The sequence below is a fragment of the Veillonella parvula genome (genome assembly GCF_040097785.1).
GTDB classification, from domain to species: domain Bacteria; phylum Bacillota; class Negativicutes; order Veillonellales; family Veillonellaceae; genus Veillonella; species Veillonella parvula_D.
The window spans coordinates 336,018-357,007 of sequence record NZ_JBBNNS010000002.1 but is presented as its reverse complement, the minus strand read 5'-3'; the positions used below and the strand labels follow the sequence as shown (position 1 = coordinate 357,007).

General features: G+C 37.9%; 18 protein-coding genes, 1 tRNA gene and 1 other annotated feature. Of the genes, 17 read left to right on the top strand and 2 right to left on the bottom strand.

What is annotated here, in order from left to right; translation table 11 throughout:
- Nucleotides 1–10: 10 nt before the first annotated feature.
- From AAA071_RS05675 to AAA071_RS05625, 11 genes are all read left to right on the top strand, one after another.
- Nucleotides 11–2,038: a DHH family phosphoesterase gene (locus tag AAA071_RS05675; RefSeq protein WP_349234069.1), complete on the top strand. Its 2,028-nt coding sequence runs from the start codon at nucleotides 11–13 to the stop codon at nucleotides 2,036–2,038.
- Nucleotides 2,035–2,481, top strand: coding sequence for a 50S ribosomal protein L9 (gene rplI, locus AAA071_RS05670; RefSeq protein WP_009352526.1), 447 nt, complete (start codon nucleotides 2,035–2,037; stop codon nucleotides 2,479–2,481). Before AAA071_RS05675 ends, rplI begins: the two co-directional genes overlap by 4 nt.
- Before the next feature lie 69 nt (nucleotides 2,482–2,550).
- Complete coding sequence (gene dnaB / locus AAA071_RS05665) at nucleotides 2,551–3,909, top strand: replicative DNA helicase (RefSeq protein ID WP_004694701.1); 1,359 nt, start codon at nucleotides 2,551–2,553, stop codon at nucleotides 3,907–3,909.
- A gap of 208 nt (nucleotides 3,910–4,117) precedes the next feature.
- Entirely contained in the window at nucleotides 4,118–4,537 is a 420-nt protein-coding gene (locus AAA071_RS05660; protein ID WP_287550548.1) for a hypothetical protein, read from the top strand.
- Nucleotides 4,538–4,761: 224 nt separating this feature from the next.
- On the top strand, nucleotides 4,762–6,045 hold the full coding sequence (locus tag AAA071_RS05655) for a Y-family DNA polymerase (RefSeq protein WP_004694705.1): 1,284 nt from the start codon (nucleotides 4,762–4,764) through the stop codon (nucleotides 6,043–6,045).
- Between the two features lie 56 nt (nucleotides 6,046–6,101).
- Nucleotides 6,102–6,428, top strand: a complete 327-nt coding sequence (locus AAA071_RS05650) for a YolD-like family protein (RefSeq protein WP_004694706.1) — start codon at nucleotides 6,102–6,104, stop codon at nucleotides 6,426–6,428.
- A gap of 173 nt (nucleotides 6,429–6,601) precedes the next feature.
- Nucleotides 6,602–8,134 (top strand): ABC transporter permease/substrate-binding protein, encoded by a 1,533-nt coding sequence (locus tag AAA071_RS05645; protein WP_287550549.1) that lies wholly within the window; start codon nucleotides 6,602–6,604, stop codon nucleotides 8,132–8,134.
- A 255-nt stretch (nucleotides 8,135–8,389) separates the two neighbouring features.
- Nucleotides 8,390–10,519, top strand: a complete 2,130-nt coding sequence (locus tag AAA071_RS05640) for a heavy metal translocating P-type ATPase (protein WP_287550550.1) — start codon at nucleotides 8,390–8,392, stop codon at nucleotides 10,517–10,519.
- A 445-nt stretch (nucleotides 10,520–10,964) separates the two neighbouring features.
- A complete protein-coding gene (locus AAA071_RS05635) occupies nucleotides 10,965–11,918 on the top strand; it encodes a magnesium transporter CorA family protein (protein ID WP_004694714.1) in 954 nt (317 codons plus the stop codon).
- A 168-nt stretch (nucleotides 11,919–12,086) separates the two neighbouring features.
- Nucleotides 12,087–12,175: transfer RNA gene (locus AAA071_RS05630), tRNA-Ser, on the top strand.
- Nucleotides 12,176–12,583: 408 nt separating this feature from the next.
- Entirely contained in the window at nucleotides 12,584–13,231 is a 648-nt protein-coding gene (locus AAA071_RS05625; RefSeq protein WP_287550551.1) for a DUF6338 family protein, read from the top strand.
- On the opposite strand, the gene AAA071_RS05620 is transcribed toward AAA071_RS05625, so the two are convergent.
- Entirely contained in the window at nucleotides 13,232–13,396 is a 165-nt protein-coding gene (locus tag AAA071_RS05620) for a hypothetical protein (protein WP_287550552.1), read from the bottom strand. It lies immediately after the preceding gene.
- A 142-nt stretch (nucleotides 13,397–13,538) separates the two neighbouring features.
- On the opposite strand from AAA071_RS05620, the gene AAA071_RS05615 reads away from it, so the two are divergent.
- The 6 genes from AAA071_RS05615 to AAA071_RS05590 all read left to right on the top strand — a co-directional run bounded on the left by AAA071_RS05615 (nucleotide 13,539) and on the right by AAA071_RS05590 (nucleotide 19,728).
- On the top strand, nucleotides 13,539–14,765 hold the full coding sequence (locus AAA071_RS05615) for an MFS transporter (RefSeq protein ID WP_287550553.1): 1,227 nt from the start codon (nucleotides 13,539–13,541) through the stop codon (nucleotides 14,763–14,765).
- Between the two features lie 148 nt (nucleotides 14,766–14,913).
- On the top strand, nucleotides 14,914–15,465 hold the full coding sequence (locus AAA071_RS05610) for an SGNH/GDSL hydrolase family protein (RefSeq protein WP_287550554.1): 552 nt from the start codon (nucleotides 14,914–14,916) through the stop codon (nucleotides 15,463–15,465).
- Between the two features lie 314 nt (nucleotides 15,466–15,779).
- Nucleotides 15,780–16,027, top strand: a binding site (T-box leader).
- A gap of 74 nt (nucleotides 16,028–16,101) precedes the next feature.
- Nucleotides 16,102–17,571 carry an anthranilate synthase component I family protein gene (locus AAA071_RS05605; protein ID WP_316101772.1) on the top strand — a complete coding sequence of 490 codons (1,470 nt, stop codon included), beginning with the start codon at nucleotides 16,102–16,104 and terminating at the stop codon, nucleotides 17,569–17,571.
- A 14-nt stretch (nucleotides 17,572–17,585) separates the two neighbouring features.
- The gene (locus AAA071_RS05600) at nucleotides 17,586–18,164 is read left to right on the top strand and encodes an anthranilate synthase component II (RefSeq protein WP_287550315.1); all 579 of its coding nucleotides are present in this window, start codon (nucleotides 17,586–17,588) and stop codon (nucleotides 18,162–18,164) included.
- Nucleotides 18,161–19,042, top strand: a complete 882-nt coding sequence (locus tag AAA071_RS05595; RefSeq protein WP_287550317.1) for a DMT family transporter — start codon at nucleotides 18,161–18,163, stop codon at nucleotides 19,040–19,042. Before AAA071_RS05600 ends, AAA071_RS05595 begins: the two co-directional genes overlap by 4 nt.
- Before the next feature lie 11 nt (nucleotides 19,043–19,053).
- A complete protein-coding gene (locus AAA071_RS05590) occupies nucleotides 19,054–19,728 on the top strand; it encodes a flavodoxin family protein (protein ID WP_287550319.1) in 675 nt (224 codons plus the stop codon).
- 87 nt (nucleotides 19,729–19,815) lie between these two features.
- Here the strand turns inward: AAA071_RS05590 and AAA071_RS05585 are convergent, their stop codons facing one another.
- Nucleotides 19,816–20,808 (bottom strand): hypothetical protein, encoded by a 993-nt coding sequence (locus AAA071_RS05585; protein WP_287550321.1) that lies wholly within the window; start codon nucleotides 20,806–20,808, stop codon nucleotides 19,816–19,818.
- Between the last annotated feature and the right edge of the window lie 182 nt (nucleotides 20,809–20,990).

The window sequence follows — 20,990 nt, the reverse complement described above, 5'->3', positions numbered from 1 at the left end:
GGAGGCCGTTATGAAATCCTTTCAACGGAGATGGAAAGGTTTAGAAATTACCATTGTTGCCGTTCTCGTATTATTGCTATTATTGTTGGCCTATTTAAATTGGGCTATTGCAATTTTAGCATTAATCATTGTAGTAGCGGCGTATTTGGTTAATTATAATACCCTTCATAACCGGCGTCGTTTAGCAAGAGAACAGTTTAGTGCGATGATGAAAAACGTCACACAAGCTTCTAACTTTGCTTTACAAAATTTGCCAATGGGGATTGTTCTTGTTAATAAACAAGGTACATTGGTGTGGAATAATAGTGTTTTTGCTGACTGGGTTAGGGTGGACTGGAATAAGCTCCAAAAAATGTCTGCGTTGTTACCTGGTTTCCGTATCGATAAAATTTGGGGTAAGTCCGGATATATGACGGAAAAATATGAAAATCGATACTTCCAAATTATTTATAAATTTATCGATCCTCGGGATACGCGATCAGATATTGATAGTGAAGATGAACTTGCGGAACATGCAGTGATGGCATTGTACTTCAAGGACATTACAGACTTAGAAAAAGCCCGTATCAAAGCGGAAGAGGGCCAGCCTGTATGGGGCATGATCCAAATCGATAATCTTGAAGAATTGACTAAAGGCCTCAGTGATCGCGATTACACAAATATTTGGACTGATATTAACAATATTATTGTAGACGAAATCGACGGTAATGAAGGCTTTATTCGTAATTTCCAAGACGATATGTATACCTTTGCCATTTCTCGTGGTGCGCTTCATGAGATGGAGGAAGATGGTTTTAAAGTGCTCGAACGAATCCGTAAAGTACCATCTCCTCGTCAAGTACCAGCTACGATTTCCATTGGTATTAGTGAAAATATAGGTTCTGTGAAAGATGTATCTGGTCGTGCTCGTGCAGCCTTAGATATTGCATTAGGTCGCGGTGGTGACCAAGTGTGTATTATGGATGGTGAAAGTACGCGCTTCTTTGGTGGTAATACGGCAGGCGTTGAGAAAAATACGCGCGTTCGTGCTCGTGTTGTATCTCAAGCGATCCATGAGCTTATGATTGATTCTGATAAGATCCTTATCATGGGGCATCAGCGCGAAGACTATGATGCCTTAGGTGGCATTATCGGTGTAGCTGCCATTGCTCGAGCACTTGGTAAAGACGTGCGCATTGCGCTTTCAAAAGAAACTAGCGCCATCGATAAAATGGTGAATGTTCTTAACGAGTCAGAGTTCTGGAAAGAGAATATTATTACTGCAGAAGCTGCAAGAGTATGGGTAGATGCGAATACGCTCACTGTCGTGTGTGATACGCATCGTCAGGAAATGGTGGCGGCTCAAGAGGCGCTTGAAATTTCTGAACGACGCATCGTTATCGACCATCATCGTCGTGCAGCGGACTTTGTAGAGAATCCATTGCTCACCTATTTGGAACCATCTGCATCGTCCACATCTGAGCTCGTAACAGAGCTTGTACAATATGCAGGCGTTCCTGTGAAACTTTCAAAAGCGGAAGCCACAGGTATTTATGCAGGTATCGTGCTAGATACAAAGAACTTTGTTCAACAAACTGGTGCACGCACCTTTGAGGCTGCAGCATTTTTGCGTCGTGCAGGGGCGGATATCGACAGAGTTAAACAATTGTTTATTGAAACCTTCGATTCTATCCAATTGCGTGCTAAAATGGTATTTGAAGCAAGTCGTACTGAAGGGATCGCTATTTCCGTAGCTCCTGAAGGTTTGAAGGATATGATGGCGTTGGCTGCACAAAGTGCGGATATGCTCATCAGTAATGAAGATATTGAAGCAGCCTTTGTACTATATTCCTTGAATGAGGGTGGTATCGGCGTCAGCGCTCGATCCAAAGGCAAGGTAAACGTACAAGTTGTAATGGAAGCCTTGGGTGGTGGCGGTCACAGAACTGTGGCGGGTGCTCAATTACAAGGTATGACCGTAGAGGAAGCGAAGCAGGCCATCTTGGAGCATGCTCTTGAGGCGCTTCATTCCGCAGAACAAGAGGAGGAACAACAATGAAAGTAGTATTGTTAGAAGACGTTAAGAAAGTTGGTAAAAAAGGCGAAATCGTTGAAGTTAGCGATGCATATGGTCGTAATGTATTGATTAAAAAAGGTCTTGGTCTTGAAGGTACAACGACTAATGTAAACAATGCGAAACAAAAACAAGACTCCATTGCTCACCACAAGGTTGTAGCGAATGACGAAGCTAAAATCTTGGCAGCTCAATTGACTAAGGTTGAAGTAACTGTAAAAGTTCGCATGGGTGAAGAAGGTCGCGTATTCGGTTCCGTTACTGCAAAAGATATTTCCGATGCTGCTAAAGCTCAATACAAAGTAGATATCGATAAAAAGAAAATCGAAATCAAAGAACCATTGAAAACATTGGGCGTACATGACGTATTAGTTCGTGTTCATCCTGAAATTACAAGTACTATCAAGGTTAATGTAGTAGCCGAATAATAGTATTCACCATGCTCTTTGAGTATGGTGAATTCTTTTATCCATAGTGGTTGTGTGAAGGGGATTATCATGGATGTACGCATTCCACCGCATAATCTAGATGCGGAAAAGGCCGTTTTGGGGGCTTTATTAACTAATGGATCCAATATGGGAGCCGTTGTAGATACGGTGACGAGTATTCTTAAATCTGAAGATTTTTACCGCGATGCACATCGTATTATTTACGATGCTATTTTAGAAATCGTGCATGCCAATAAGACGGCTGATTTTATCACCGTTGGTGAAGAACTAGACCGTCGTAAGCGCCTCGATGCGGTAGGTGGTCTTGCTTATATTACATCTCTTGCCAATGAATCGGTGTCCTACAATGTTGAGGAACATGCGAAAATCATCAGCGAGAAAGCTCAGTTGCGCCGCCTCATCGATGCAGGGAATAAAATCGTAGGCATGACGTATGCTGGCGAAGATGAGCCTACGGCAATCCTTAATAAGGCAGAGCAAATGGTGCTAGACGTAAGCGGTCAAACTCAGTCTGAATCATCCTTTGCAGCCATTGGTGAAGTGGTTTTATCTAATCTAGATAAACTCAATGCACTGCAACAGCATGATGGTGCTATTACAGGCGTGCCAACAGGCTTTAAAGATGTAGACCATATTTTTAACGGCTTACAAAAATCTGACCTCATCCTCGTAGCAGCTCGTCCTGCGATGGGGAAAACAGCTTTCACCTTGAACATCGCTCAAAACGTAACGATGTTGTACGACAAGACGGTGGCGTTCTTTTCGCTGGAAATGGGCAAGGAACAGCTCGTTGGTCGTATTTTGTCCTCCGTGGCAGGTGTGAGCTCTGAAAAATTGCGCCGTGCGAACATGGATCCTGCTGACTGGGAAAAGGTGATTGCTGCGGCGGATCGCATGAGTAAATCTAAACTCTTTATCGATGATACGCCGGGCCTTACCGTACAAGATATGCGCTCTAAATTGCGCCGTCTCAAGGTGGAACATGGCCTCGACCTCGTTATCGTCGATTATATTCAGTTGATGCAAGGTCGCAATGCTGGTAAGGGCAGCGAGAACCGTCAACAAGAGGTATCCGAAATCTCTCGTAATCTTAAATTGATTGCTCGTGAATTTAACGTACCAGTTATCGCTTTGTCTCAGTTATCTCGTAGTGTTGAAAGCAGACCAGATAAACGGCCTGTACTTTCGGACCTTCGTGAATCTGGTTCCCTCGAACAAGATGCGGATATCGTTATCTTCTTGTACCGCGATAAATATTACGATGAAAACTCTGAAAAAGGGGACAATGCAGAAGTCCTCATTCGTAAACACCGTAATGGCTCCGTCGGTACCGTAGAACTCCAATTCGTTGGAGAATTAACACAATTTAGAGATGTAGAATTCCGAGACCTAGGGCCGGAACAATAATGAAAGCTATCGTGGGGGGACTATATTGATGGGGCCCCATAACATAGCTACATTTTGATTAAAAAGAAAGGACTATACTTCTTTGCTCCTCGTGACCTGATGTCGCTGCATAAGTATAGTCCTTTCTTTTTATCACTGTAGTTATGAAGGTGTCCCATCAATATAGTGGCACTAGATAGTTTTCGTTGTATTGTTGGGAGAGGAGCGTATGATGGTTAGAGGTACTGAGTTTTTTGTGTTTTACTTCTTTTGTGTGGCTCTTGGGTTAATAATTAGTGGGTTGTATTTAATTATCAAACGTTTTTTATTACGTCGCAATGGAACTCCAGTAACGATTGTGTCTATACTTCCACGAGTTACAAAGGAAATACCATTTAGAGTGATTGGTGCGGATAGATATATTTATGGTTATGATATTAAGTATATTTTGAATGGTGAAACTCATACTGCTGAGAGTGTAGAGTTTTATATTCCTTTTGCACCAACCAGTGGACCTATGGTTCAATTTAGTCCGACAGGTGTGCTTGCAAAAAATGGAGAAGTAAGTATAGGTAATGTGACGATAACTATTGAGTATGGCGCTGTTTCAATTGTATTAGGGGGATTAGTGTTATTAAGTTTGTTTTGATAGAAATAAATTAGCTATCTTTAATAGTTTGTTAAACATATAGGCATCTAACATTAGATTATATATCTAGTGTTAGGTGCTTTTTATTTTTCTATAAAATTACCTCTATAAAAACAAACATATGTTTGAAAATACTTTGTTTTTTTGTTATACTAGTCATACAAATTCTTGTGTTCTTAATTTTTGTAAAAGCTACTTGTTTAGCGGTTTAGGGAGGTGTTTGTATGGGTTCAGCTGATACGGATCGGCTGTATATGTGTATTGATTTGAAGTGTTTTTACGCGTCTGTAGAATGCGCCGATTTAGGACTGGATCCGTTTATGACGCCTCTGGTGGTGGCCGATGGTTCTCGTGGCAAGGGGGCTATTACGTTGGCTATTTCTCCTGCCTTAAAAAAGTTAGGTGTTAAAAATCGCAGCCGATTATTTCAGATTCCACCGTATATTGAGTATTTGACGGTGAAGCCACATATGAAGCGGTATATGCAGGTGTCTGCTGAGATTTATGGAACCTTGCTCAAGTATGTGGCGCCCGAAGATGTGCATGTGTACTCTATCGACGAGTATTTCATCGATATTACGCCCTATTTACCACTATATAAAAAGACGCCTCGTCAGTTGGCGCAGATGTTGCTTGATGCGGTGCTAGTGGCAACGAAGATTTATGCCACCGTTGGAATCGGAACAAATTTGTTTCTTGCTAAGATTGCCCTTGATATTTTGGCGAAACATGCGTCTGATTTTATAGGCTATCTTGATGAAAGCCTTTTTAAAGAGACAATCTGGTATCATCAGCCTTTGACCGATATATGGCAGATTGGTAAGGGCATAGCTAATCGTTTGCATAAGTATGGTGCTTATGACTTACATGGTATTACTATGATTCCAGAGACGAAGTTGTACAAGGAGTTTGGCATTAATGCAGAGCTCATCATTGACCATGCTTGGGGCCGTGAGCCTTGTACGATTGCGGATATCCATGCGTATCGACCTATTAAGCACTCTATCTCGCACAGTCAGATTTTGTTGCGTAATTATACCTATGAAGAGGCATACGTGCCTATGCGCGAAATGGTAGAGTCCTTGGTATTAGAGCTTTTACAAATCAAAGGGGTTACGAACCATATTCACGTTCATATCGGCTATGCTGATGAAATGATGCGCTCTACAGGAGGTTCTAAAAAGCTTAAGCAGTACACTGACTCTTTGCAGGTGTTAACGGCGGCAGTTATTAAATTATACGAGCAGCATTGCCGTAAAAATGAGCTCATCCGTCGCATAGGAATCAGCTTTGAGGATTTAGTCAATCGATCCGCCATACCTCAAGAGGTGGACCTATTTAGCACTCTTACTACAAATGAAGAGGAAAAAGAGCGACAGGTACAAGAGGCTATGCTATCCATTAAGAAACAGTTTGGTAAGAATTCTATTTTGCGTGCATCGAGCTTACAAGAGGAAGGAACCATGCGCTTTAGAAATACCTTGGTAGGCGGTCATAATGGGGAATAGATATTATAATGGATACATTGGAAATACATTAGTCGCGTAAGGGGAGGTATAAATTAATGAAACATCGCATGTCTCGGTTACAGCGAGCAAAACAATTTATGCCCTTTGCGGCATTGAGGGGATTTGAAGCGTTATTAGCCGCTGTAGCAAAGCCAAAAGAAAATCGGGCAGAGTTATCAGAGGATCAAATAGACGAGTTAAATACAGTTTTACAATCTGTACGTTGTGGGGAGTGGGTACGAATCGTTTACTACAACAAACGAAAATATACGGAACTTATAGGAGCTGTTGATATGATTAGTGAGCAATTACAAATTCTATCTGTACAAGGAACTGTTATTCCTTTCAGATATATTAAAGAGCTGAACTTGTATGATATATAAATATAAATGATGGCTTTTACTGTGTATGGTAAATAGACTAGAGTTAAGAAATAATTAGGTATACAATAGTATCATGGGTAAATATAGCTTTATAAAGATTTCTTGAGTTTTGTTGACTCTAATATACCTATATAATTTTTCGTGTTTTTTGACTTAGAAAGGCGGTGTATGTAATGCATGATGTCATATCATTACTTATAAATCGCTATGATTTTTTCCTCCAGCTATTATGGGAGCATATAGAAATTTCAGTATTAGCTTCTGTTGTTGCGATCATCATCGGTGGATTATTGGGTGTGTTTATATACGAATATAAACGGCTAGCTGCGCCAGTTATGGTAGTGGTTAATTTCCTATATACAATTCCATCTATATCGATGTTAGGCCTTTTGTTGTACGTATCAGGTGTTGGTAATACGACGGCTATCATTGCATTGGTTATATATGCTTTATTACCGATGGTACGAAATACATTTACTGGTCTTAACCAGATTGATCAAGCCATGTGTGAAGCGGGGATTGCATTAGGGCTCACGCGGATTCAACGTTTGTGGAATATAGAGATTCCTTTGGCTATGCCGACGATTATGGCTGGTATACGGACTATGCTCGTTATGACCATTGCCTTGACAGGTATTGCATCCTTTATTGGTGCTGGTGGTTTAGGTGTGGCGATTTATAGGGGCATTACAACGAATCAAAGTGCTTTGACGATTGCCGGTAGTCTACTGATTGCACTATTAGCCATTACTGTTGATGCGCTCTTTTCTCTAGGTGAAAGAGTAACGCGTATTAGCCCTCATATGAAGCGTTATACGATTATATTTGTTTCGATTATGACGCTAATTGCAATGGGTATAGGTGGCTGGGCTATGTATTGCCGTCATGTGAAGACCGATGTTATTCATATTGCAACGAAACCTATGACGGAACAGCTTATTTTGGGGAATGTTTTAAAAGAATTAATCGAGAAGAAGACTGATTTAACCGTAGAGGTTACAGAAGGTGTAGGCGGTGGTACATCAAATATTCAACCAGCTATGCTTTCCGGCCAATTTGATATATATCCTGAATATACTGGTACGGCTTGGTCTGCTGTGCTGAAACGTACGGATGCGTATGATGAAAGCCTATTTAATGAGCTTTCACAGGCCTACAAAGAGGAATATAATTTTGAGTGGGTCGGCATGTATGGCTTTAATAATACCTATGGCATAGGGGTGCGTAATGAAATCGCTCAGAGTTATGGCGTAAAAACATATTCCGATCTTGCTCGTATAGCACCATCCCTAACCTTAGGAGGGGAATATGATTTCTTTGGCCGTGAGGATGGCTATGCTGGATTACAACGTGTGTATGGCATGAACTTTAAAGCTACTAAAGATATGGATATAGGGCTAAAATATACGGCTATTAGTCGTGGTGAGGTGGATGCAATGCCGATATTCACGACTGATGGTCAATTAAGTATTGCACCGATTACGGTGTTACAAGATGATAAACATTTATATCCATCCTATATGGCTGGTAATGTCGTACGTAGCGAAGTGTTGATTGCTCATCCTGAACTGCGGCCTGTATTAGAAAGTTTAAATCATACGATTACAGATCAAGAGATGGCAAAGATGAATTATGCCGTTGAAACGGAACATCAATTGCCAGCTGATGTAGCACATAAATTCCTGGTAGAACGAAATTTGATATAAGGTGAATATAGTTAGAACTAAAGTAAATAAAATTTGATATATATTGAATATGATTTTGTATTGACATTTAATCTCCTTTGATGTAATATAAACATATGCACAGATATTCATATAAATAAAAATATCTGATGAATAATGTTTAGGAACATATATAACAAGATATGAAACAAGATATGTCTAATAAGTATTAGAAAAATATTACCTATTAACTTACAATACAGGATAGAAGCGTTCACTATTATCAAAGGAGATATCATGGAAGAAACATTGTTGTTGAAGAATTTGAACTGTCCGAACTGCGCAGCAAAAATTGAAGATCGTATCTGTAAAATGGATGTGGTAGAGACTGCAAATTTCACACTTGCTACACATCAATTAAAATTAACCGGCTCTTGGGAAGACCGTGAAGCTCTTAAACGTGACATTCAAGACATTTGTGATGCCATCGAAGAGGGCGTTACAGTAGCAGATTATGAACGTAAATCTAAAGCGGCTATGGATGATCATGGTCCTGACCAGGATCGTGGTGGTGATGCTGTAACAATTGCAGTCATCGTAGCAGGCTTGTTATTCATGATTTATGATGTTTTGTCATCCTTTATCCCATCCATCAGCTTGCCAGAGAGTATTGAGACTCCAATTTACTATGTTGCGTATATTCTTCTTGCATTCCCAGTATTGCGTATCGCAGGTCGCAATATCTTAAAAGGCCAAGTGTTCGACGAGAACTTCTTGATGTCTATCGCTACATTGGGCGCTATTGCTATCGATGCATTGCCTGAAGCCGTAGGCGTTATCTTGTTCTACCGTATCGGTGAGTTCTTCGAAGAAAAAGCTACTGATCGTAGTCGTACAGAAATTATGAATGCTGTTGATATGCGTCCACAAGAGGTGCGCGTTGTAGATACAGACTGCGGTGGTGAAATCGTAGTTATGGCTCCTGAAAAGGTTGAAGTAGGCTGGACTATCGAAGTTCGTCCTGGCGATTTAATTCCTCTAGACGGCACAGTGCTTGAAGGTGAAACACGCGTTAATACAGCACCTGTAACAGGTGAGCCTGTTCCTGTTCGCGCCGTACCTGGCACTCAACTTATGTCTGGTTGTATCAACGAATCTGGTCGCATTACAATGCGTGTAGATAAGGTTCTTGAAGAATCCATGGTTACTAAAATCCTTGATGCCGTTGAAAATGCAGCATCTTCTAAACCTAAAATCGACCGCTTCATTACGCGTTTTGCTCGCGTGTACACTCCAATCGTTGTATTCCTTGCTCTTGCTGTTGCTATTATCCCATCCCTTATTACAGGTGAATGGCATAAATGGATCTACACAGCCTTAACATTCCTCGTTATTTCTTGCCCATGTGCATTGGTGCTTAGCGTGCCACTTGCATTCTTCTCCGGTATCGGCAATGCGTCTAAACACGGTATCTTATTAAAAGGTGGTCGAGTTATCGAGGCGTTGGCTAATGTGAAAGCAGTAGCTCTTGATAAAACTGGTACTATCACATCTGGTGAGTTCAAAGTTCACAGCGTAGAAACTGTAGGCTCTCATGTAAGTTCCAGTCAATTGTTATCCATGGCGGCAGCTATCGAAGCCGTTTCTACACATCCAATCGCAACAAGCATCGTGTCTGAAGCAAAAGATCAAGGCCTTACAGTGGAACCTTCTGATTTCGTTCAAGAGTTAGCTGGTGAAGGTATGGTAGGTATGGCAGATGGTCAACAAGTACTTATTGGTAACCGTCGCCTTATGGAACGCTATAATGTGCAAGGCTATCCAACAGAGGCTGCTGAATATGGCACAGAAGTTCTTGTGGCAGAAGGTAATACATACTTAGGTCGTATCATCATCGCCGATGAAGCTCGCCCAGACTCTGCTGAAGCGATTGCTAATCTTAATGGTCAAGATATTAAAACTGTTATGCTTACAGGTGATGCTGAAGCAAGTGCAAATTACATCGCTAAAGAAACTGGCGTAAGTGCTGTACGTGCTCAGTTGTTGCCTCAAGATAAATTGTCCGTAGTACAAGATATTCGCTCTGAATATGGTCCAACTATGTTCGTAGGGGACGGTATCAACGATGCTCCAGTACTTGCTGGTGCTGATGTAGGTGGTGCGATGGGTAGCGGTGCTGATGCGGCTATCGAAGCGGCAGACGTTGTGTTTATGCGTCCGTCCTTGACTGCTATTGCACATATCCTTGACTTGTCCAAAGCGACATTGCGTGTAGCATGGCAAAACGTAGTATTCGCTATTGCTGTAAAAATCCTTATCATGGCGCTTGGCCTCATGGGCTATGCATCCATGTGGTGGGCAGTATTTGGTGATACTGGCGTATCCATCCTTTGTATCTTGAACTCTGTTCGTATCTTGCGCCGTTAATTTGGTGAAAGTAATCTTATAGATTAATGCAGAAATATAACAAATGACATGATTCTGATTTGACAGAGTAGGATAAAACAAATAACCTCTATATTAGCGATAAGCTAGTATAGAGGTTATTTTTATAAGATTTAACCTAATGATATATTGCTGATTATTTGTTTGCATACTTACTCACTGTAAGTTTTAGTGGTTTAATCTTTTGGTGGATTTTTTAGTTTAGCAGCTTTATTAATCTATGTGCTCGCTAGATTTTTTGGTAGATTTGATAAAAGGATGTTTTGAGATGCTTTTAACATATACAATTGTGCATTGTTAATAGACATAAAGTGGTTTATGTATATACTACATAAACAAAACTTTCACAATTGAATTGAATAATAGCTATAAAATAGTATATAATTTATTAGATGATTACTATATGTTCGTTGGAAGGAGGGATAGCATGATCACGGTGTACAAACACATAGAAGAAGAGTTGGTTTCAGACTGCACTGTATCAGATGCCACAAAAGGTTCTTGGGTAAATTTGGTGAACCCAGACCCCGATGAGTTGTCCCTCATCAACATTTTGACGGAAATTCCAACGGACGTTTTAAAGACCGCCCTCGATATGGAAGAACGTTCTCACGTGGAGTTAGAGGACAACTATATTTTTGTGGTTATCAACATTCCTGCGATTCGTGGTAATGATATGTACGATACGGTGCCACTTGGTATCTTTTTGACGCCTGACTTTTTTATTACCGTATGTCTTGAAGAGTCCGAGGTGTTGTATCCGTTCATTTCAAACCAACTGTCTACGTTCTATACGTATAAAAAGACACGATTCTTGTTCCAAATCTTGTACCGTACAGCGACGTTGTTCTTGCGTTACTTACAACAAATTAACCGCCGTACCGACGATATTGAAGTTCAGTTGCGTCATACGACGAAGAATAAAGACTTCTTCCAACTATTGGAATTACAGAAATCCATGACATACTTTACCTCTGCGTTGCGTACGAATGGAACTGTTATGGAACGCCTATTGCGCTTGCGTGGTCACAGCACTTATAGACATTTGCTTAAAATGTATGAAGAGGATGAGGATCTTTTGGAAGACGTTATCATCGAGAATAAACAGGCCATCGAGATGGTTGAAATGTATTCTAATATCTTGATGAATATGATGAACGCCTTTACATCGATTATCTCAAATAACCTTAATATGGTGATGAAAATGTTGGCGGCCCTTACGATTACTTTGGCAGTGCCCACAATCATATTCAGTCTGTGGGGAACGAATGTGGCGTTGCCGTTCCAGGATGATCCGAATGGATTCTACGAAGTAGTAGGTATTTCCGTGGTGTGTTCTATCATTGCTATCATCGGCATGTGGAAAAAAGACCTATTCTAATATATATGACAAATAACTAATAGATTAGGGCAATACTAAATGTTAAATACAAATGAAAAAGCTGGCTGTAAGTCAGCTTTTTTGCTTGCTTATGTATTATATTATTGCTTATTTACGTATTACGTTGTTGCTTATTATTAGACCAATTTGATATAATAGTACCGTTATGGAGAGGTGTCCGAGTGGTTTAAGGAGCTGGTCTTGAAAACCAGTGACTCCGCAAGGGGCCGTGGGTTCGAATCCCACCCTCTCCGCCACCAATAAATATAACAATCACAGATTATAACAAATCGTGACGAACTATAACAAACATAGTAAGAATAAAGGTTTATAATAGTATTATAGAATTGAAATTATAACGAATTGTAACGAACTATAACACAATTTTGCCACCATTTTGCCCCCAAAAGAATAAAATAATTTGCCCCCATTGTGCATGCAGTGTGTAATGGGGGCGTTTTTTGTATGCCGAATAGGCATACAATTAAAAGGAATGAGTTCGGTAGAATACCGAACTCATTCCCAAAAAGTAGCTTAATTATATCTGTCCAAGAAAATGGGTGCAGATCAAATGTGATACAGTTTTTTATATATTACAGAATACTAAATGTTCTCTGATGCGAAATAAAGATAATCATGATATAGTGGAATAAAGAGGTGAGACTATGGAAAATCAGTTAGCTATTTTATTACTTATTGTTCCAGGTTATATTGCTAGAAAAATCTATAAACATACAAATGACGTACGTGATGATTTAAGCACGTTCGAGGAAACATTATATTGCTTGATGTTTAGTGGAATTATTTCAATTGTTGCAGCATCTATTATGCTTGTATCTATTCATGGGCTTTGTTTTAATTACTCAACTCTACAAGCTACTGATGTACAAGTATATGCAAATAATTTAGAATTTATTGCCAAGTATATTGGATTAGTTTTAATAGTAGCTACTATACTAGGTTTAATCACGTATCGCTTGAATGAGTGGTATACATATTGGATAAATAAAGCTAGAGGTTCGCAGAAAACTGCGGTCACGCTAAATCAAAGTATATTTGATACATATTTTAATGATAGGAAATATCGTCATTATATCGAACTTTATAAAGATGACAAGCTTATATGTAGAGGGCGTTTAAATAACTGTGTAGAAAAATATAAGGAATTAGGAATTGAACCCTGTGAGGATCAGTTTATTGAATTAGAAGAACGATTAGGGAAAATTCCGTATAAGCATATTTACTATGATGGAAGACTAGGTATTATGATTAAAGAATACGATGTCAGAATACCAGTAACCCAAGATGAGTAATTATTTTTTCTTTTTAGGTAATTTATTTATATAGTTAGATAGTTCATCTGCTGCACTTATTGGCGGTTTATTTATATTTTGAAGATTACCGCCTCTAGTCTCTATTAATTTATTTATATTAGTGCTTTCTTCGATGAAAATTTTTTTTGACTTATTGTTAGTCATAAATAGACCTTTCTACGCCCTCAAAAATATAATAGCATAATCAATAGTTTAGGACATCTAATAATAGATGTCCTTTTCAATATTTGTCCACTATGATATGCTATCGATATATTTATTAGGTTTTCTGTAGAAAGGAGCTCGTATGAATCGACTTAGTTTCTCGCGAACTCAGATTTTAATTCTCCTTAGTGTGTGGCTCACGTTCTTGTTGAGCTTTGTTATGCGCTTGTCCTGGGCATCTGTTATGCCTATCCTCAATGAGGCGTTGCATTTCACAGCTAAGATGGGGGCTCAACATATTTCGGCCTTTTACTTTGGTTATGCGTTAACGGTATTACCAGGCGGCATCTTAGCCGATAAAATCGGTTACAGACGCACCATCTTGTTTAGTTTGATCGGTATGGCCGCTGTAACGGCTTTGATGAGTACCATTACAGACTATACCATGGCTTGGGGTTTGCGTTTCTTATTAGGCGTTATGTCTGGTCCTGTACAAGCTTCTTGCTTGAGTGCTATCGGAGATCACTTCGGTCCGAATCAACGGGGTGCGGCCGTAGGTATCTTTATGAGCTGTACGTCCTTTGGTATTACTACGGTAAACCTTTACGCTCCATATGTAGCTACACATTACGGTTGGCAAACGGCATTCCTTGCTACAGCCATCTTGCCATTGGCAGTACTCGTGTTATGTTACTTCACAGTGCGTAAGCCAAGTGCAGAAATCCTAGCACAACGAGAAGCCGAGGCTTCTGCAGCGGCTGCTAAACTTGGCGTAGGCCAAACGTCTTTAGTAGAAAACTTGAAGCACATCATTTCCAACCGTAACATTCGTTGCTTGGCAATTGCAGGCTTCTTCGCAACAGGTACGACTTGGGGCGTAACGCAATGGGCGAACTTGTACATGGTTAAACAATTAGGCGTAACTGCTATCTATGCAGGCCAAGTCATGAGCGTGTTCGGTACGGCGGCACTAATTGCGAAACCAACAATTGGTATTTTATCTGATATTTTGCCAATTAAGAAGAACCATTTAGCGGCGCTCGTTATGTTCTTATTTGCGCCCGCTTTAATCTTGTTTGCAAGTACGGCAAATCCAAATATGCTCTTTGTAACAGGTCCAATCCTCGGTATAGGTGCCTTCATGCATAGTGCGTTGACTAATGCTCTTGTAGTTCAATCGGCAGCACCTCATTTACGCGGCACTACAGCGGGCTTTGTAAACTTGTTTAATCAAATTGGGGCTCTCTTGGCACCACTGCTCTTGGGCAATGTCCTCGTTATGACGGGCAGTTACCAAATGTCCTTGATGTCTATCGCCATTGCCCCTATTATCGGTGCATGCGCATTGTTTTTCATTCGTCTTAAATAATATAAAAGGATCCGTAAATGAACTGCCCTTCTAAAAATTGCGCCTAATTGGAGGGCAGTTCAAAACGGGTCCTTTTTGTAATTAATATGTATATTGTGTATGGTGTTCTTTTATTATATGATTGAGTCATATTACAGGAGGGATGTAAATGGAAATCATCTGTTTTGGCGATAGTATTACGCGTGGCTATGATGTACCTTATGGACAGGGTTGGGTCGAAATCTGTGATGCATCCATAGAAGGTGCTAATTTTACAAATTATGGTGAAGATGGCTGCTCCGTACAGGGTATGATTTATAATATTGAAAATTGGGCAATTACGGCTACAACTGATCCAACACGTCATATTTTCTTGATGTGTGGCACTAACGATATTTTACAAGGTCGAGATAGTACCTATGTGTACAAGACTTTGGTGAAAGCTATTGAGCTGGCTAGTACAAAAGGGATGGTAATCATCGGTTTAGAAACTCAAATTGATAGCGATATGGATGGATTAAATCTGGTTGTACGAGAGGTTAATGAACAGCTAAAAGCCTATGCAGAGGCACGTAATATTAAGGTCATAGATTTTTATACCACCTTGTTTGAAGCGGATCAAATTGGACAAATTGTCTTTGCCGGAGAGGTACACCCCAACGAGCGCGGTTATCGATTAATGTCACAAACCGCATTGAAGGTATTTTTACAAATCGGTTAGATAGAATATTTAGAATGTATACATAGGTGCTTTATGGAGTTTATCAAAATATAATGTATTTAGTTGATATAATTTTTTGTGTATATTAATGAATAAATATAATAAAAAAGGGTTGCTATATATCATTTACATATAATACTATTTAGATATACTTCTAAAAGGTTTTATTAATTAAAAAAATAAGATGGATTGAATACAGACTAAATGTACTTTTTTGAATTATGATGAGTAAAAAAACACACATTAATTATAAAAGTGAGTTGACATTATAGTTAGTTAATGTATAATGTAATTAAATCACATGTGAATAATATTTCAAATCTTTGAATGAGAAGTAGTAACTATACTAACTATTCTACAGCAAGTTGATGACCACTATGGAGATGAGATGATCAGCGATTAGCGTATAGTGAATGGGCTCATGAGAGTTCACCGAAAGTATTTCGAGTAGGCTGGAACGGTTGTCACCGTTATATGACTAGAGTATCGAAAGGTATATTGACTTTTCCGCACTTGAAAGTATACATAATGGGTGGTATAGCGAACACATTTCGTCCTGTTTAGGATGAAATGTGTTTTTTATTATTTAGATCTAAATTGGAAAGGTTAATATCTATTAATTGTTGGAGGTATTATATGAATACAGATTTAGAGTTTGGAATAGGAAGAGGCCTTATTAAGTGTACTTGTGAAGCGATTCAATGTTATATGGCTATTCAGGAACTTTATGGAGCTAATAACTGCTATATTTTTGAATCGCTAGCGGGACCGTCTCAGGATGTTAATTCTGCATATGTAGGTTTTGATAAGGTGTTGTCAATATCTATAAAGGATAGTTATTTAAATCTACAGGGTGATAGTGCTTTGATAGATTATATTAAGAGTAATTTAAAAGCTATAAATACAGTTATTATTGATGGACTTGAAATATATGTTCGAGAGGGGCATATATTTGATGTTTTGAGTTTTATTACAGGATTATTTAATAAAGAAGAATGTAATACTAAATTAAGCTTTTTATCATTTATTTCTTATGAAAGTATACGATATATAGAGGATATACCAGACTTAAACCGAGTATGTAATTATGAAATACCTGATATAGTGCTTGACTTATATCGAGGAATCATTGAGTTTAATTTAAATGATAACAGTATAACTTATGAAGAACTGAAGTTTACCGGACAACCTGTTATCGATTGGGTGAATATTGAAAGCACTTTACAAAGATACACAAAATATGATTTACCAATACCAGAAATTTATCCAGTCAATACTATAAAAGACAGTATGAGTAAATCTGAATTCTTAGAGGTTGCAAATGAGTGTTTGCAGCATATTGCTAATGGGGATATTTATCAAATTCAAATTGGTCATGAAATATCTATTAGTACTAATACAAGACCATTTGATGTATATTTGCGTTTGCGTGAAATTAATCCTTCCCCATATATGTATTTTGCACCTATAAATAGTGTTTTTTCAATTGGTGCTAGTCCAGAGCTATTTGTAAGAAAAAATGGTCGTACTATAGAAATGAGACCAATTGCAGGTACTACAAAGCGGACTCATGATGAAGAACTTGATAATATGGCTATTGAAAAACTTAAATGTGATGAGAAGGAAATCGCAGAACATTTAATGTTAATTGATTTATGTAGAAATGATTTAGCTAAAGTTTGTTCTAAAGGAACATTGGAGTTGACACGGCAATTTTTTGTAGAAACTTACTCACATGTTTTTCATTTGGTTTCTGATTTACAAATAGATTTAGAGGATGTATATGATATTTTTGATGTGATTAAAGCCACTTTCCCAGCAGGAACTATGACAGGGACACCTAAAATTGAATCTATGAAGCTTATTGAAAAATACGAGAATAATAAAAGAGGACTTTATGCTGGTGCTATAGGTCAAATTACATTAAATGGAGATGCTGTTTTAGCGCTTTGTATTAGGACGGCGTTATATTATGCAGGAAATTATCATATCCGGGCATCTGCTGGTATTGTTGCAGATTCAAAGCCTTGCAATGAATGGAATGAAACATTAAATAAATTAGCTGCAACATATCTTACTATTACTGGCAAATCACTTTTAGATTGATTTAGGGGGATAACATGAAAACATTAGTTGTAGATGCATATGATAGCTTTGTATATATATTAGTTGAATATTTAAAGCAACTAGATATGAATCCAATTGTATATAGGATTAATGAAATTAATATAGCTTTAATCGAGGAACTGAGTCCTGATATGATTTTATTAGGACCAGGTCCAGGTCATCCAAAAGATGCTGGTTATACTGAGATTATTCATAGATTCAAAGGCCAAATTCCTATATTGGGAGTTTGCTTAGGACATCAAGCGATTGGCTTAGCGTTTGACTGTAAAATCTCTAAAGCATGTAACTTACGACATGGAAAGAAAAGTTTAATAACGAATGATCAACAATGTATATTTCAACATTTTGACTCTCCTTGTTTAGTAACACGATATCATTCTCTTATTATTGATAAAGAAGGTTTTAATAATGATGAACTAATTATAACTTCGAATTCTATGGATGATCATTATATCATGGGAGTTAGGCATAAGAAGTATTCTATAGAGGGGATACAGTTTCATCCCGAAAGTATAGGTACTATCAATGGATTAGAAATGTTACAAAATTTCAAAAAGAGGTATGTAGAATGAATTTGTCAGTAAAAAATATAGGCTTATTGGCAATATTTTTAGCAACTATTTTTTTATCAACGAAATCGATTTTTGCGAAACTTCTTTATTTAAACGAAATTACTCCTATTATAATATTAATGTATAGGTCTATCATTTCATTACCCTTTTTCTTATTTCCATTACTGAATGTAGATTGGGAAAATAGGGGAATTAAAAAGGTAGTGATATATGGTGCAATCGGATCTTTCATCTATTTGTTGTCATCAATAGCAGATTTTATCGGATTGCTATTCATATCTGCATCTTTGGAACGAGCTATTCTGTTTACTTTCCCAATATATGTTTTTTTGCTATCTAAAGAAAACTCTAAAATTACGATAGTTCAAATGGGTTTAATTTTTTCGACAGTAATTGGTCTAATTTTTATGTTTAATCCAATTGTAATAGGGAATATTAAAGAGACTCTACTTGGTGGAGGATTAGTTTTGCTGTCCGCAATTTTTTGGGCTATATTCATAATTTATAGTAAGCATGCCGTTCGAATGATTGGTGCAACTGTTTTTACCAGTGCTTATATGTGTATAAGTACTATAGCTTTAGTTATTATTTTTATGATTTTTTCAAGAGATATTGCAACTAGTTTTTTGTTTGAAGATAGCGTGATGGTTTATTTAGTATTATTGGCTTTAATGTGCTCAATAATCCCTTCTTATCTTTTATCTTATGGAGTAAAAATTATTAGTGCAACACAAACTGCAATAATTAGTGCTTTAGGACCGATTTCAACATTAGTGTTAGATGTCATTGTATTGAATCATAATATTACTATAAATGAAATTATTGGCACTATAATTGTAACTTTAAGCGTTACCTATTTAACTAGATCATATAAATAATGGAGGCGCATATGAAAATAAAGTTTCTTGTTATCAATGGTTCTGAACGAACTAATGGTAATACTGAATTTGCAATAAATATTGCGAAGGAGATTTTAATAAATGTATCAAAAAAGTATAATGTGGTTTTTGACGTGATAAATTTGCGTGAGCTATCTGTAAAATCTTGTAATACTTGTGAGGATGTAGAAAATTGTAATTATCGAACGGAACCATGTAGACAGAATGATGATGTAGTAAAAGTATATGAGAAAATGAAAGAGGCAGACTGTTTGATATATGCAACTCCAGTACATGGATTTGGCATGCCCAGTTTAATGCAATCTTTTATTGATCGTTTAGGCGTGGGATATTTAAGGTTTGAGCGTCCATTAACTAATAAAATTGGAGGAATTATTGCTGTAGGACGAAGATATGCTCATTCTGCGGTTTTTACTCAGTTAATTCAAAATTTTTTACTGAATAGAATGATTGTTGTTGGTAGCGGATTTCCAGTATATTTATATGGAGGACAGAAGGGTGAGATACAAAATGATACAGAAGGCTTAGACTCTTTATATAGAATGGTTATTAGGATGCTTGAATTTGCCGTATTTATCAAATTAAAAAAAACAAATATAGGTATTGATAAAGAAATATTGCTTAATGAGAGAGATTTTATATATTCAATAAAGACTACAATATAGAAAGAAAGGCTGTACTCAAAATGTAATTAATTTTACATTTGAGTACAGCCTTTCCTTGCTACTTTTTAGCTTTAATTTTTGTACGAATTATTTTTTAGATTTAGTAGATACTTTGTTATTGGATACCTTAGCAGATTGTGCGATTGCATATGCAGTGCCTTTTACTAAATCAGAAGCTTCAGCAGTGTTGCCAGATACGGTTACAGCTGCTACAGTGTCTTCAGTTACTGCGAATAATGCAGTTGCGTAAGGGTGTTGCGCACCATTTGGTACAGTTACAGCACCGGATTTAACAACGATGTAACGACCGTTATTGTTGAAGATATCGTAATGAGCCGCTTGTTTTACACCATCATAGCTTTCATTGTAAGCGAACAATGCAGCTACTTCACCACTTGCTACTTGACCAGTTTGTTGCATGGAACGCAATTTAGCAGCTGCTACAGCTGTTGGTTGAGTCATGTTTACAGTGATGCGCAAAGAGTTGTTGTTTACAACTGCTTCAGTGATTACGTTTGTAGAGAATACATTCGCAACACCGTTGCCAGCACGGTTGTAAGAGCTAGCAGTTTTCACTTGGTAGCCGTTAGTGTATGCAGGCAAGTCATATGTGTAAGTTTTACCATTTAACAACAAGTCGAAAGCGTTTAATTGGTTAGCTTTGTAGCGAGAAACGTAGGAGCTGCCGTTGCCATTAGCTGTTACGGAGTTTACAGTTTCTTGGTATACAGGTTGGGCTTCAGTAGGGATAGGATCCATGATTTGAAGACCTACAGCTGTTGTTTGTGGTGCCACAAAGATTGGATCACCTAATTCTTTAGATACAGGCATTTGTTGAGCCATATCGCCTGCTGTATAAGGCACTGCTGGCAATGGTTTGTAGCCAGGGCGTGGTGCACTTGTGGCATAACTAGTTTGGTAAGCTGGCGTAGCCGCTTGTGGTGCAGGATAAGAATATTGTTCTGCTGAAGCACGTTCGTAAGCGCGTGCATTAGCATCAATAGTTGCAGCAAAAGCAGAGAAAGACATCGTTGTCGCTGCAAACACTGCAAAAGCAGTTGCTAAATGTTTTTTGTTCATAATAATTTACTCCTAAATACATGATTTTACAAATAACACAGATACTAACTTGTATTATATAGGAATTCATGCTAATTGTAAATAAAATATAAAATATTATCTTAATTATAAATAAATATAATCAAATGAGTCAAATATTGTACAATTAGCCATAGAATGTCATATTACTATATAATAATAAT